The organism is Thioalkalivibrio sp. ALE23 (assembly GCF_000378545.1).
In the GTDB taxonomy this organism is placed as follows: Bacteria; Pseudomonadota; Gammaproteobacteria; order Ectothiorhodospirales; family Ectothiorhodospiraceae; genus Thioalkalivibrio.
Map to the genome: position 1 here is coordinate 1 of NZ_KB900042.1, position 14,950 is coordinate 14,950.

Annotated in this window: 10 protein-coding genes; 4 read left to right on the forward strand and 6 right to left on the reverse strand. The window is 62.2% G+C overall.

Annotated elements, in window-relative coordinates; genetic code table 11:
• From F573_RS0112840 to F573_RS0112860, 3 genes are all read right to left on the reverse strand, one after another.
• Nucleotides 1-1,130 (reverse strand): HipA domain-containing protein (locus F573_RS0112840; RefSeq protein WP_196801800.1); only part of this gene is annotated, 1,130 nt, incomplete at its 3' end.
• Nucleotides 1,131-1,215: 85 nt separating this feature from the next.
• A protein-coding gene (locus F573_RS0112850) for an IS3 family transposase (protein WP_155986662.1) occupies nt 1,216-2,324 on the reverse strand; the annotation gives its coding sequence in 2 pieces (ribosomal slippage) (nt 1,216-2,072 and nt 2,072-2,324; 1,110 coding nt in all).
• 627 nt (nt 2,325-2,951) lie between these two features.
• The gene (locus tag F573_RS0112860; protein ID WP_231384422.1) at nt 2,952-3,887 is read right to left on the reverse strand and encodes a response regulator; all 936 of its coding nucleotides are present in this window, start codon (nt 3,885-3,887) and stop codon (nt 2,952-2,954) included.
• 522 nt (nt 3,888-4,409) lie between these two features.
• On the opposite strand from F573_RS0112860, the gene F573_RS0112865 reads away from it, so the two are divergent.
• The 4 genes from F573_RS0112865 (at nt 4,410) to F573_RS0112880 (ending at nt 12,596) form a co-directional block, all read left to right on the forward strand.
• Nucleotides 4,410-6,146 (forward strand): EAL domain-containing protein, encoded by a 1,737-nt coding sequence (locus F573_RS0112865; RefSeq protein WP_019022918.1) that lies wholly within the window; start codon nt 4,410-4,412, stop codon nt 6,144-6,146.
• 318 nt (nt 6,147-6,464) lie between these two features.
• Nucleotides 6,465-9,227 carry an ATP-binding protein gene (locus F573_RS0112870; protein WP_019022919.1) on the forward strand — a complete coding sequence of 921 codons (2,763 nt, stop codon included), beginning with the start codon at nt 6,465-6,467 and terminating at the stop codon, nt 9,225-9,227.
• Complete coding sequence (locus tag F573_RS0112875) at nt 9,224-10,393, forward strand: FIST signal transduction protein (RefSeq protein ID WP_019022920.1); 1,170 nt, start codon at nt 9,224-9,226, stop codon at nt 10,391-10,393. The genes F573_RS0112870 and F573_RS0112875 overlap by 4 nt, the downstream gene beginning before the upstream one ends.
• On the forward strand, nt 10,386-12,596 hold the full coding sequence (locus tag F573_RS0112880) for an ATP-binding protein (protein ID WP_019022921.1): 2,211 nt from the start codon (nt 10,386-10,388) through the stop codon (nt 12,594-12,596). Before F573_RS0112875 ends, F573_RS0112880 begins: the two co-directional genes overlap by 8 nt.
• A gap of 179 nt (nt 12,597-12,775) precedes the next feature.
• Here the strand turns inward: F573_RS0112880 and F573_RS0112885 are convergent, their stop codons facing one another.
• The 3 genes from F573_RS0112885 to F573_RS0112895 all read right to left on the reverse strand — a co-directional run.
• Nucleotides 12,776-13,966: a type II toxin-antitoxin system RelE/ParE family toxin gene (locus tag F573_RS0112885; protein WP_081619231.1), complete on the reverse strand. Its 1,191-nt coding sequence runs from the start codon at nt 13,964-13,966 to the stop codon at nt 12,776-12,778.
• Nucleotides 13,954-14,226 (reverse strand): CopG family ribbon-helix-helix protein, encoded by a 273-nt coding sequence (locus tag F573_RS0112890; protein WP_019022923.1) that lies wholly within the window; start codon nt 14,224-14,226, stop codon nt 13,954-13,956. Before F573_RS0112890 ends, F573_RS0112885 begins: the two co-directional genes overlap by 13 nt.
• Nucleotides 14,227-14,389: 163 nt before the next feature.
• The coding region (locus F573_RS0112895; protein ID WP_019022924.1) for a HipA domain-containing protein at nt 14,390-14,950 on the reverse strand (561 nt) is incomplete at its 5' end.

The following is a 14,950-nucleotide window of genomic DNA, read 5'->3' on the forward strand; positions in this document are numbered from 1 at the left end:
TCCGGGCGAAAGGCGAGGTTGCCCGGATGCATGTCGCTATTGGCGATCAGTCGACCGAACCAGGTGATGTGACGGATAGCTGCAACCGCCTCCGGGGTCAGCAGACGCTTGTCGGCGAGCCCCGGGGCAAGGGTGTCCCATGCCGATGGCGCATGGCCGAGCAAGGCCGCGTTCACGGTCTCCAGCGTCACCACCGGGCTGCGGCCGACCAGGCCATGGCGATCGAAGCGTTCGACTTCCAGGAACGTGCGGCCCTGATGCTGGAGGATTCGGCTGGGCGGCCCCTGCACGCCGGGGAGCGCCGCGATCGCCTCCAGCGCCAGATGTTCCGCCACCAACAGATCCGACCAGCGCTGCACGGTCACGGAATCATCCGCACCGGAGAATTTCACGATGACATGCGGGCTACGGCTGTCCTGCAATTCCCGGAGAGCGGTGAATTTCGGGAACTCACCCGCGGCGCTGGAGCCCGCGAGGCCCAGCGAGATGGCCTCCTCCGCCGCCTTCACATACATCCGTTCGATATCGTCCGCCCCGAGGACTGCGGGCGGATCCAGGCGAGCCTTTTGCCACTCATGGAACGCGGCGTCCCCGACGATCAGGTTACCCGGGAGGTCCGACCCCACACGACTCAGAACCCACAGGATATCGTCGTCACTCCAGGTATCCGGGCTGGACGAGACCCCCAGGGCATTCTGGAAGCGATGCGCCAGCTGGCGCCCGAGATAGCCCTGAGGGCGCATGTCATACAAAGGGTATGGCAACCCGTCCCACCAACCATCGCGGGTATGGTCGCTCTCCTCCAGAGGCCAGTCCGAGCCACCGAAATCGGCATGGCAGCCCTGCGGCTGAACGGGCGAGAATTCCGTGAGTTCGTGCGGCCGGCCGGATTCATCAATCGTACGGATGGGGAGGGGCGCGAAATCACCTCGCAGCGCTCGGCGCAGGGCGTAGCGAGTGCGCCGGGCCCGCCCGGCCGCAAGCACGGGCTCGGCCGTCTCCTGCAGCAGGCGGTGCAGGGTGGGGACCGACAACCCCAGTTCGCGGGCAAGATCGCCCGCACGCGCCGGCGCGAACCTGGCAAGCGTCAGGCCGAGCTGCTGGTGCGCTGCTTCCCGCTTGCTCCTCATCGGAATCCACCCAAATGAAAGGATTTTTGAGAAGATCTTAACCGATTAAGGTTCTGATTAATATGGCTGTCTCCACTTCCCCGGATTAGGTCCACGCATAACTAGAGGTTTCCGGGTGGTGTAGCTGCCGGTATTCGACCGGCGTGAGATCCCCCAGCGAGTCGTGGGGGATGGTTTCGTTGTAGTCCTGCAGCCATTGCTCGGTGTGTTCCCGGACTTCGGTCAGCGTTCGGAAGACGTAGAGGTCCAAGACCCCGCGGCGGTAGCTGCCGTTGAACCGTTCGATGAAGCCGTTCTGCATGGGCTTGCCCGGCTGGATGAAGCTCAGTTCCACGCCCCGCTGCTCGGCCCAGTCGGCGATCGCGGCCGAGACGAACTCGGGGCCATTGTCGAGGCGGAGTTGCTGCGGATAGCCCCGCCAGGCGGCGATACGCTCCAGCACCCGGATCACACGGGGTGCGGGCAGATTCAGATCGATCTCCACGGCCAGCGCTTCCCGGTTGAAGTCATCCACGACGTTGAAGGTGCGAAAGCGCCGTCCGTCCCACAGCGCATCCGACATAAAATCCGCTGACCAGCACGCGTTGGGGGCCTCGGTCGACGCCAGGGGCCGGGGCTCCCGTGGTGGCAAGCGGCGCTTGCCCTTGCGCCGCAGGTTCAGCTTCAGGGCGCAGTACACGCGCCAGACCCGCTTGTGGTTCCAGGGCATGCCCCGACGCCGGATCAGCTTGAACAGCTTGCCAAAGCCCCGCTCCGGATAGCGTTCCACCAGCTCCTGCAGTAGCGCGATCACCGCATCGTCCCGGTCCGGTTGCTTGCGATACCGCACCACCGACCGAGCAACCCCTGCCGCCTGACAGGCCCGGCGCTGACTCAGCCCGTGCTCCTGCGTCAACGCAGTGACCACACGGCGCTTCTCGTCCGGGCTCAGAGCTTTTTTGTGATCACGTCCTTCAGGGCCGTGTTCTCCAGGGCCAGCTCGGCATACATCCGTTTGAGCCGGTTGTTCTCGTCCTCCAGCTCCTTCAGCCGTCGGACGTCGGCCGCTTCCATGCCGCCGTATTTCGACTTCCACTGGTAATAGGTCGCTTCCGAGACCCCGATCTCTCGACAGACGTCCTTCACCTTCCGGCCGCCTTCGACCTGCTTCAACGTCTGAACAATCTGGCTTTCCGTAAACCGACTCTTGCGCATCTCGGCCTCCTTGGGCTCTAGTGTGCCCGGAGACCTCCAGTTTTCAATGGACCGAATTTACGGGAAGGCGACAATGCCGTGTTCGCCCCGTTTGCACACCCCAACCGCACAACCATCGCCCGGTACGAGGCTCGCGGCGCACGAAATCCCGCAGCCCGCAGCGGACGTTCGTTGAATCAGCGCATCCCTTGGCGCACAGAAAGCATTCGCGGCCAGCGCGTCTCACGGGGAAACCGGGCGTAAAGCCCAGAAACAAGAAAGCCCTCGCGAACGATCGCATGACCACGACTACAGGGGGAGCGAGCCGCAGCCTTGCTTTCACGGGAACTTGGAGGATCCGGACGGAGGCTGGCAGCCACGTCCACGCCAGAGCAGGGTTCCCATTCGCGAGGGCTGGGCAGAATGCTAGGTGCCACAGCTCAGCGGGACAACAAGAATCCCTTCCACGATCGTTCCACACTGCAACAACCATCTCGCATGAATCGTTAGCGAAGCACGGTGCCGTGTTTACTTCGCGTGCCGATCTACGGTCGCTCATCGGGTTGGACCCGGCGGCGCGAGGAAAGTCGCATTCATGCAGTATGGAGCAAGGAGGAACCAAATTCGGTACCCGGCCCTACCCGTCCCTCAGACGAGTCCATCAAGGTACTCATGCATGCGATTCCAGCCCGAGTCGGTCAGATTCACCCGGACCCGGCGCTTGTCCATAGGATCCTGAAACCGCTCCACTAGCTCCTCCTTTTCGAGCATGTCCAGATACCGCGACGTGGTCGACAGGGGGACCCGCGCGCCGACTGCCAGGCTGGATACGTAGGTCAGGTGTCCCGATAACTGGTTCTGCGCAAGGTCCAGCAGCATATCCCATGCGGGATCCGACAAAAGACTGCCAGGGAAGTACTCCCGCCTCCGCTCGCGCTCGGCGATCAACCGGCGAACCTGATCCAGGAGCGAGGATGCCTCGACCGGATCGCCCGGGGGGCTCTGGCCCAGGGCGGGATCCTCGTGCGAATAAGGTCCGAGGTTACCGCGGGTCACCCCGACCCGCATGGCGACCTGGGACACCTTCGACTGCAGGTCGCTCAGAAGCGACCGCATCACATCATGCTCTCCCTCCCGCTGCCGGGCTTGGCGAGCGCTCTCCATCGCCGCATGCACGCCATTCAACAGGTCAGTCCTCGATACGGGCTTGGTCAAACAATCCCGTGCCCCATGCCGCATGGCCAATACCGTCGCCTCCATATCGAGATGGCCGCTGACGCATACGATCGCCGGCGCGGCGTGCGGCGAAATGGAATCTCGTATCGCGTGCATCAGGGCGAACCCGTCCATTTCCGGCATCCGAAGATCCACAAGCACCGCAAACAGCGACGGATATCCCCGCAGGAACGAGAGCGCCTGACGACCATTCTCCGCCCCAATACACTCGATCCCGTCGGAACCCAGCGTGGCGAGGATCTCGTCGAGTACCGTCGCATCGTCGTCGACAACAAGGACTTCGGGCTGCCGGGTTGCGGACGAAATGACCTTGCGGAGCGCTTCACCGTCGGGGTTGTCAACGTCCACGTCTATTGCTCCCTTGTGCGTCATCGAGGCTCATACCTCGAGAAAACCACGCATTCCTCTCGCTTTCAGAAGTATCGCTCTCAGAATGGAAGGGTTGCATATAACCTCTGTGTTGTGGCGCCTAAGGCAAGTGGCGGCCCAACGCCATGCGGGCAGACCCAGAAACCGACCTGCAGCAATGAACGAAGGCCGCAAATTCGGCCGCGCGGTTGTAAAGGTGAGTCCTGGCGACACTTCCGTGAGGGTCTCGGCCGTTCGAACACTCCTTCCATATTGGAACCATTCAGGAAATACCCCATCGTACTTCGCGCCAGCTCAACGATAGACTGGGATCAGGTTCAGGGTGATCAAGGGCCCCACGATCTGCGTACGCGCCCGCATGCGTACCCGACAGTCTTCCGAGACAAGGCGGGTCCTGCAGCAGTGGTGGGCCTACCTAGCGGTTCATGCTGGAGGTGGCCCGCATCTCGCGAGCGTCCCGATCCCGCTAGGGGCCTCGGAGATATGGATGGAGACAAACTAGTGATCGAACACGTACTCGTCGTGGATGACTCGACGGAGACCACCGAGGAAATCATGGCCACCCTCGTGCGGCTTGGGGTCAAAAGTTATGCAGCGAATGACCTCAGCGCGGCCACCCGCCTCCTTGAGCGGACCCGAATCGACCTTGTACTGCTCGATCTCCGCCTCGGGAACGAAAACGGTCTGGACCTGCTACCCAGGGTAGCGGCTCTGCCCCGCGTGCCACCCCCGGTTGCCTTCGTATCCGGCCTGGACCCCGATATTCTGGTCGGCGCCGAGGATGCCGCGCGGCGCGCACGGCTGCCGGTTGCCGGACACCTGGCCAAACCCCTCGGACGGCAGCAGCTTGCGCAACTGCTTGACTCGGTTTCGCAGCGGCCGCTTCCGGAACATGTCGAGCCCCCACCAGTAGAGCCCATGTCCATGGCAGCCATGGAGCGCGCCCTGGAACAAGGCTGGTTGGTACCCTTCTTTCAGCCTCAGTATGACCTTGTGGACGGAACATTGAGCGGTTTCGAGGCGCTGGCGCGCTACCTCCCGCCAGACCGCCCCGAACCCGTCGGTCCGGCCGCCTTTGCGGTCTATCTTGATTCCGAACGTTTCGCCTGGTCGATCTTCGAGTCGATGGCATGTCAGTCGCTCGATCTCTTTACGCGCGTTAACCACGGCGACCCGAATACCCGCCTGAGCATCAACCTGCCCGCGGAAATCTTTGCCGATCCCCGCTTCCCCGGAGAGCTGATTCGCTGGTGCCGCGACCGCGCATTTCCGCACGACCGTCTTGTACTCGAGTTGACCGAAACGCGCCTCAATCTGACCCCCGAACAGCGTATGGGCCTATCCAAGGCCCGCATTTCCGGCTTTGAACTGTCCCTGGACGACTTTGGAAGCGGCGCCTCGAATCTGGACCGCCTGGCCCAGCTGCCATTCACCGAGGTCAAGATTGATGCGTGGTTCCTGCTTCATGGTGAAGACGAAGGACGTAACCATCACCTTCTCGGTGATATTGCCCGCCTCTGTCGTCAGCGGAATATCCGTACGGTCGTGGAAGGGGTCGAGGATTCCGCCCTCCTGGAGCTCGCCATCCGCGACGGGTTTAATGTCGGACAGGGGTACCTCTTCGGTCGCCCTATGCCTGCCGAAGACGCGTCCAGCCTGCCGCTGGAACGCGACGAAATCGCAAGCCTGCGAACCATCACCATCAATAACGGATCGTCCCGTGCGTCCCGGGAGCCGGTACTCTCGCAGGACGAATTAGCACTCCTGAACAGCCTGTGGGATGAAGCCGCATCACCGGAGCAGCCGGGCGCCACCGAATTGACCGCATCGCATCGCAGCGATCCCTCGCAGCCCTGGTGTCTGGTTGTCGAAGACGATCAAGAAGTCCGTGAAGAGATTGTCATCACCCTCAAGCAGGAGGGACAGGCATGCTGGACGGCCGAGTCTCTCGAAGATTGCCGCTGGACCCTGCGCAACATCGACTCCATCGGCGTCATCTTCCTCGACCTGTGCCTGCCCGACGGGAACGGACTCGAAATCCTCGACCCGCTTTTCAAGGCGGAGTACGGACAAATCCCTGCGGTCGTGGTGCTGACCGGACACGGATCCCCCAAAATCAAGCGTTTTGCGGAGCGCGCGGGTGCGACGCTCTATCTGGACAAACCCGCGAGCGCGATCCGGATCCGTCAGGCGTTCTACGCGGCGCTTGCCCATTACCGAATCCAGCTGAGCGCTTAGGGCAGGCGTATTATGCACCGGCTCGACTTGGCAACCCGGCCGTCCCAAGACCCGGCACCTCGCGCATCGCGCATTGATCCGGCCTCCCGGTTTTCCGGGATCCCCAGCGCCACACCGCGCCGTGCCAAAGCGAGTTCCTACCCGACAAGCGACTGGATGGTTTCTGGCGAACACCCGCCGTTGAGTCGGCCGCCCCGCGAGAACACCGTGCCGCCGTCTCGGACAAAATGCCGGCAGGGTTGTCGCTACAGCCTGTTGCTACCCCAAAGCTGCGCGACTCGCGCAGCGTCAACCGCGTCTCCGTAAGGACACCAACTAATGGCGCAATCGGACTTCCGGCTCGGCCGATACCACCACCTGGCAGTTGCGGCTGGCCTGGCTTTAGCCGGCCACCTGATCAACTGGTTGCCCATTCCGCTTGGCTACGGTCTCGATCTGCTGCCCGGCCTCGTTTTCGCGTATATCGCATTGCTGCTGCTCGGCCCAGCCTGGGCACTGTTCGTTGTTGCCGTCAGCGTCATCCCTAGCTATTGGCATTGGGGAGTCCCGTGGCCCGCGATGGTCATCTCGCTGGAGGTGTTGATCGTCGGCCTACTGGCCCGGCGCTATCCAGCGATCCCGCTCGCCTTCTGGGTCGCAATCTTCTGGGTTGTTATGGGGACGCCCACCTGGCTCGTCCTGAATACACTCCTAATCCAGCTCGACCTGATCTCGGTCGCGCTGATCGTGATCAAACAGGCAATCAACGGCATTCTCGCGGCCTCGATCGCCGCTTTGCTCGTGTTCGCGTCCGGTAGCGGCACTGACATGGTGGACCGTCAGGCGCGCACAGCCGTGTACTCCATGCATCACGTACTGATCAATGTGCTGATTATCCTGTTCGTTATCCCAATTACGTTGCTCGCGGTTCTTCAGGGGCATCACCTGCGTCAGACGGTTCAGGAAACCCTGTATCAGGACCTCGCGCACGGTCTTGATATGCTCGAACACCATGTGCAAACCGCCGCCCAGAGAGGAATCGCGGATCTGCACCTCCAAGTTACCAGCATGCCCAACCCCGATCTGTCCTCCCTAAACCCCGATCCGGCCCGTGCACGCGGCGCCCCGTCAGCACAAACGCTGCTCTGCCCAGCCGATGACGGCTCCGGTGCAGCTCGCCCACCAAGCTCGCAGCAAGCTTCCGATACGGCGCTTGAACAGGCGATCTGCAACTGGGCCGACGAAAAGCCCACCGGCGTCCGACTACATATCGCAGATCCTGACGCAGACGCGCGACTGATCGTCTGGCGCACCCTTGATTTCAAGGGTGATGGACAGCGGATTGCCTTCACCCACGCCGCGCCTGTCGAGTTCTTCCGGCGCAATACCGTGGCGCCCCCGGTCAAGGACAACACCGAGCTCGCGCTTCGAAAACGCGACGGCACAACTGTCTATCTCGTCGGAAACAACGGGGCCACCGAAGTCCCGGATTCAGGGGATTCGAGTCTGTGGAGCCGCATCGTCACCCACCAGGAACCCGTCTACCAATGGCCGGACGACCGCCCCAGCGAAAGCGCTATGCACCAGTGGTCCGGATTGACGCTCTGGCTGGCGCGGCCCTCGACCGCGATCCCGGGCAGCCTTCTCACCGCAACTTTGACTCCGGCCGCGGCCGTCGCATCCTACCGCGACTCGCTACTGACCCAGTTGACGATACTGATGGCCATCCTGGCGGCCGGCTTCGCTCTGATTCTTGGGATAACGCGCGCATTCCGACAGGAAATCCAGCCCCACATCGACGCGGTCCTGGGCCTCGATGGAAATCAGGTGATTCCATGCATTCCGTCGCGCTTCATGGAAACGCATTTGCTGAACCAGTACCTGCGGCGAATGTCGCGCAAAATCCTGAGAACGACTCAGCGGTCACAGCGTGATGCCCGGCGGTTGGTTCGCCTGGTACGGAATGCCCCGGTGATCATCTGGGCCGGCCGGTTCGGCTCTGAGCGTGCGATCGACCTGACCTTCGTCAGCCCCTCCGCTCGCCGGCTCACGGGGCACAGCGACTTTCCCGACACCGACAGCTGGCTGGAAATGGTCCACCCCGGGGATCAGGCCGCGGCCCGCGCGATGATTGGCCGCCTTTACAATGAAGGGTACGCCTCCTGCGAATACCGCCTGGGCGACCCAACGGGCCACTACACCTGGGTCTATGAAGAGGCCTCGCGCCTGGACGATCTCGAAGACGGCGAGGACGAAGTGATTGGCCTGACTGTGGACATTTCACGGATCAAGGCCACCCAGGAGCAACTGGTCAGGAACGCCAAGATGGCCACCCTGGGCGAGATGGCCACGGGAATGGCGCACGAACTCAACCAGCCGTTACAGGTCATCCAGCTTGCATCCGACAACGCGCGCGAATCGCTTTCTCCCGAGATGCCCGCCGACACCGTCGACTACGTGCGCGCCCGGCTCGACCGCATCGCCCAACAAGCGGAGCGCGCCGCCGCAGTCATCAACGACATGCGCGTGTTCGGACGCAGTCAGAAGAGTGAGGCACGGCAGGTTGCGATCGATTCCGTCGTCGATCGCGTGCTCAGCCTGATCGGTCAGCAGATCAAGGCCCGGGGAATTGAAATCGTCGTGGATCATCAGCAACCTCGAGGTATCGTTGACGCCAAACGCACCGATCTCGAGCAGACGCTGGCCAACCTACTGACAAACGCACGGGATGCAATCGACGCCCGCCAGCAGCGCCGCCGCGACGATGAGCTCGGCTTCTTCGAGGGGCTCATACGGATCCGGACGTGTATCGATGACGAACGGCGGACGACTATTCTGGAGGTCGAGGATAACGGCGGCGGTATCCCCGAAGAGCACCTCGAGCACGTATTCGAACCGTTCTACACAACCAAGGGCGAGACGCACGCAACGGGTCTGGGTCTTACCCTGGCCTTCGGCGTCGTACATGACCTCGGGGGCCAGATGGATCTCCGGAACACCGATCAGGGACTGCGAATCACCATCGCCCTGCCGTGCCACTCGATCGCCAACGATGGTGATCCGAACACCAGCGATGAGGACCGAACGGGTACCCCGCAATGACCGCCACCTGGAGCACCTTTTCCACCGAAGGCCACACCCTGGACGCGCTGCGCGAAACCATCCGGATCGCCCTCGCGGGCCATCCGCCCGCCGGTTTGCTCATCATGACCGCGCAGGGTAACGATTACCTGCCTGAGGATCTGGATGACCTCCTGCAATCGCTTCGGGTCCCGCTCCTGGGTGCTGCTTTTCCCGCCTTGATTTGGTCGGCGTCGGTGCACCACACCGGGGCTCTGGTCGTTCGGCTACCGGTTACGCCGCGGGTCGAGCTCTATCCACTGGGTAACGCGGCGTCGCACACAACCGACCGATACGCCGACCAGGCCCAGCATCCATCAATCGGCGAGGACTCCGAAACGGGCGCCCAGATCCTGCTGACCGATGTCTATTCCAATAATCTCAATGGATTTCTCGAGACCTACTTCGAGCGACACGGTGCTGACCTGCACGCCATCGGGGCGGCAGCCGGCATACCCACTGCCGGAGCCAAGAACGCGGTGTACACCAACACCGGCACCCATCGCCACGTGGTCGTTACGGCTACGCTGGGGCTCCGTCTCGCGACAGCCACCCGCCACGGGTTCTACCCCATCTCACCCAGCCTGCGGGTAACAGCCGCCCAGGGCGACGTCATCGAAACCATCGAATCCAGCCCGGCTTTCCCGACCTATAGCCGCGTGGTCGCCGACCAGGCCGGGACCCGCATCTTGCCGGACCAGGTTGCCGAACGCGCGGGACATTACCCGCTGGGGGTATGCGTCCTCGGCCGCGAGCCACTCATACGCGACCCTATTGCAGCGACCGAGCACGGGGGGTTGCGCGTACTCGCGGAGATCCCGACGGGATCCTATATTCAGGTTTTTAACGGGGATAGCGACAGTCTGGTGGGCGCCGCGAAGGATGCTGTATCGGATATCGAGAACGCCCGTACCGATACCCCGGGAACGATGATGATTTTCGACTGCATCAGTCGGACCCAGATCCTCGGTGAGCAGTATCCACGTGAGATGGATGTGCTCTCGGACCATCCCACTGCCTTTGGGGCAATCACGGGTGGAGAACTCGCATACGCGGGCGTCGGCTTTCCCGAGTTTCTCAACAAGACCACCACCCTCGGTTACTTCTCGCAGCGTTTGGCACCGGCAAAGGTGGCCAAAGATGATTGAACGCGAGACCGAAGCGCATGCCTTGTTGCAAATATCGCTCGCGGTCGGCCGCAGCCTTGACCTGGGCGAGATGCTGGGCCACGCGCTGATCAAACTGGTTCGCACGGTCAATATCTCGGGTGCAATCGTCCTCGAGCGCAGCCCTTCAGCACAGGCGGACGCAGTGCAATGGACCCCCGTCCGTTCCATGCCGCGCGGGCTTGAGCACAAAAAACGGTGGCGCGCGGTGCTCCGTTCGCCCCAGCTCCAGTATCACTTCGAGCCTTCGACGCCCCTGCAGCCACCGTCCTTTTGCAAAGTGAATGGCGACGGCCAGTTCATCGTGTTCGAGCTTCCGGAGTTCGGTGCCATCGTCATCGGTGACTCGCCGCAATCCCTGCCAGACTCCTTCTGGGAGTCGTTTCGCACCATCGCCACGCGCCTGAGTGACGCATGCATGGCATGTCGGAAGAACGAACAACTGGCCCGGCGCCAGGCACAGGAATCCCTTCTGATTCGCTGGTCACTGGAACTCGCCCGGGCACCCCAGGATGCCCTGGAAGGCGTTCTTGAGGACAGCTTTTATGCGGTGGCCCTTGCCCTGCGGGCGGATGAAGCCACCCTCTGCCTGAACGCTGACGACCCCACACTCTGCACGCCCGCTGTTCACTGGAGCACGGCGGACCGCTCACGAACCGAGCGACACGACGCTCGTCGATTGCCCGTCATCATCCCGGCAACGGATCAGGACCCGACCGGCCCCAGGTATGCGGAACATATCGCGTCTGAATCCGGGCTGGACTCACCCTACACCGCCCTTGCCAACCGCGGCATTCGCTCACATGTCACCATCCCGCTCGCCAGCGCAGTCGGAACGCTGGGTTTTGTCACGCTCAACTGGCGCTCGCCAGCCTATAACGGACAGCGGCCCGACGAGAACTTTTTAAGACTGATCGCCAATCTGTTCACCAGTGCGAAACTTCGTCTGGATCAACAATCCCGATTACAGGCGCTCGAACTCCAGCTGCGCGCGGAGTCTCGCTCCGCGTTGTCTCTGGCCCAAAAAGCCGAGAAGGCCAATCACGCAAAATCGCGGTTTCTTGCTGTGGTCAGCCATGAGCTGCGAACCCCCCTGACCAGCGCCCTTACGACTCTGGAGCTCCTGGCGGATACGCAGCTGGATGCCGACCAGCGCGCGCGCGTGGAAACACTTCTTCGCGCCAGCAACCATATGAACCAGATCGTCAACGATCTTCTCGACCTCAGCGCGATCGAGAACGGTACGGTCGAGCTTCAGGAATCCCCCGCCCATTTGCCAACCCTGCTGCGCGAGCTTGTCGACCAGATGGCGGCAATGGCCGATGACAAAGGCAATCAGCTCTTGGTCGAGATCGACCCCGAACTGCCGGATTCTATCTACGTCGATCAGCGTCGCTTCAGACAAATCCTCTGGAACCTGCTCGGTAATGCGCTCAAGTTTACCCGCGACGGCACTGTTTCCATGAATGCGATCGCGACCGGATCAACCACGCACGACCACGCTTCCGGAAGGCTGCAAATCAAAGTCAGTGACACCGGCGAAGGCCTCCCTCAAAGCGATCAGGAACGGCTTTTCGAACCGTTCTACCAGGCCCAAGAAAATCGCAAGAAGCCAAAGGAGGGAATCGGACTGGGGCTCGCAATCGTGGACGGCCTGGTCAGAGCGATGGGTGGTGTCCTCGACTTCGACAGCACCCCCGGACGCGGGAGCACGTTCCATTTCGACCTGCCACTAAAACCCGTGGGCGATTCCGAGCCAGCCTCTCCGGCACCCTCCCGCCCGCACACGCAGGCCGTCACGACGCCGGATGACACCCGCATTCTTCTGGTCGACGACGATGTCGACGTACGCGAAGCCGCCGAAGATACCCTGCGTCAGCTCGGATACGACGTATCCGTGGCCACGGACGGACAGCAGGCCTGCGAGCGGATCGCACTCCAGGACTACGACCTGATCCTGATGGACTGTCGCATGCCGGTAAAAGACGGCTTCCAGGCAACGCGCGAGATCCGCGGAACGCTACAGGAACAGCCACACCGACCGCGTCCGGTGATCGTTGCGCTCACAGCGGCTGTGATGACCGATGATCGCGACGAGTGCCTGGCGGCCGGGATGGACGACATCCTGCCCAAACCCTATAACCGCCAGAAACTCAAGGTAATTCTGGCGCGCTGGATCGCGTAAGCCGGTCCAACCGACGATCTTTGCAAGGGCACTCCGGCATCCTCTGCTCCCACACGCTCCTTGCCAACATGACAATCGAGATGTCCGTGCCGCGGCGTTGGATCATCACAGACCGTCGATGCCGGGACGCGCCACACCGGGGCCGCTCGGCATTCAACATTGCGTCTGGCAAAGCCTTGTCATTCGTTGCGCACGGAAAGCACGCCATACTGCTGCGCGGAACGCCGGAAGACCGTGTTGCCAGTGGCGCGCTCGTATACCGTAAGCGTGAGCATCAGGCTGGGGCTGCTGTTTTGCGCCTGAATACGAAACGTCTCGCGCAAGGGGATATTCAGCCCGGCACGGCCTTCTCTTCCCGCCCGATTCAATTCATGAACGGCATACATCCGGTAATCGTCACCATTCTCGAGCTCGAGCGTGGTCGTGGACGCCATCCGCCCTCCGTTGAAACATGCCGCAATCGCCGTGTGCGCCCCCTGCAACCCACATGACAAAACGGCATAGAACGGATACTCGCGTTGCAGTCGCGTCTGCGCCGCCTCCCTTCGGCGGGCCTCCTGCTCCGCTCGGCGTTGCGCTTCCAGGCGCCGCTGTTCTCGCGCCTGTAACACCGTGCCCCCCTGGTCCCGAGCTTCGTCGCGATCCTTGAGGTACTGGATCGCGCCCGCCACCGACAGGTCCGCCTCCGTCAAATAGCCGGATTGGAGGATTTCTTCCCGCAGCTGCGAGTAGGCGGGTTCTCGGTTGTACCCGCGATCTCGCAAAATCGCCAGCTGCCCATGCGAGATCTCCTCGGGCCAGTCCAGGACGAACTCGAGCTCCGCATAGGATTCGTAGCCTGACCGGGTCGCATACCGCTCCCACAGTTCCTCCACTTCGACCAGCTGCCCCAAGTGGACTTCTGGCCGGGGGATCTCACGATAGTGACCACGCTGTTCCAGCGCCGTCTGGAGTTTCACGATATCGGCTGAAAAGCCCACAAAGATGTTGCAGGACCCCTCGCTCCGCCAGCCCCTCTCGCGGAGTGCCGCGAGTTGCGCATCCGCGTCTTTGTAAAGGTCATCCAGCGAGTCATACACCTTCTCGAACGCCATGATGTCTTCTGGCTCAAGCAGCAGATGCGCAGGCGAATACCGCTTCCACTCAGAAAATTCGCTCGCCAGGGCTTCGCTGAGCATATCTGTCAGCTCGCGCAGTTCGGGTATTTCGGCATCGGGGCGACCCATATCCGGTGACGTTTCCAGCAGCAGGAGCTGCCGTTCGATCGCCTGGGCTGCTCGCCGGGCGGCATCCGGCGATTTGGTAGAAAGAAAACGCCGGCATCGGTCCAGACCATCCAGCGCTCCTTCGGTTACGATTACTTGTGGCACTCCGGAGCAGCCTTTTCCTCATCCGTGCCCCAGGTGTTCAACCAGGCACGTGCTTCCTGCCCGGTCACGTGTCGGCCGGTTTCCTGATAAGCAGCCCAGGCCGCGAGAGCTTCCTGCCTGAAGCCCTCGCGAGCTTCTTCGCGCTCGACATATTGCCGAATCGCTTCGAGCATGATCCAGTGAGACGAGCGCCGACGCTGGCTGGGGAGATGCTGGACCCGACTTTTCAACGCGTCGTCAATCTTCAGGGAGGTTGCCATAGCGGCCTCTTATCACATGGTAATACCTCTCGATACTCTATCGTTTCTTTCCACTGCGAGTCCACTATCAAATCTCTGTATACAGGCTTGCGACTCAACCGGGCTGAAACCGACCCGAAGCCGGGTAGGCGCCAGCGGTCGGTTGGCACAGCACGACCGGCGATCAGGGCACAACGAGTGCCATGCGCCTTTGAAGCTCGACGGCGTTTTCGGATGCAATCCTGCGAAACGCGGCACTGATGCGGGTGTCATCCGACACGGTTTGCCAGTACCCAATTGCGGTGTGACAAGTAGTGACCCACACGGCATGTTCACGGGGCAATGGCAGGGCGGGCTCGAACGTCACGCGCGGCAACTCGCCACCCGGGAGCGGCGCGTAGGCCATCGGGAGCATGTCGTAGACCGGGCACAGGACAAGCCGGCCGCCCTCCGGGCGAAAGGCGAGGTTGCCCGGATGCATGTCGCTATTGGCGATCAGTCGACCGAACCAGGTGATGTGACGGATAGCTGCAACCGCCTCCGGGGTCAGCAGACGCTTGTCGGCGAGCCCCGGGGCAAGGGTGTCCCATGCCGATGGCGCATGGCCGAGCAAGGCCGCGTTCACGGTCTCCAGCGTCACCACCGGGCTGCGGCCGACCAGGCCATGGCGATCGAAGCGTTCGACTTCCAGGAACGTGCGGCCCTGATGCTGGAGGATTCGGCTGGGCGGCCCCTGCACGCCGGG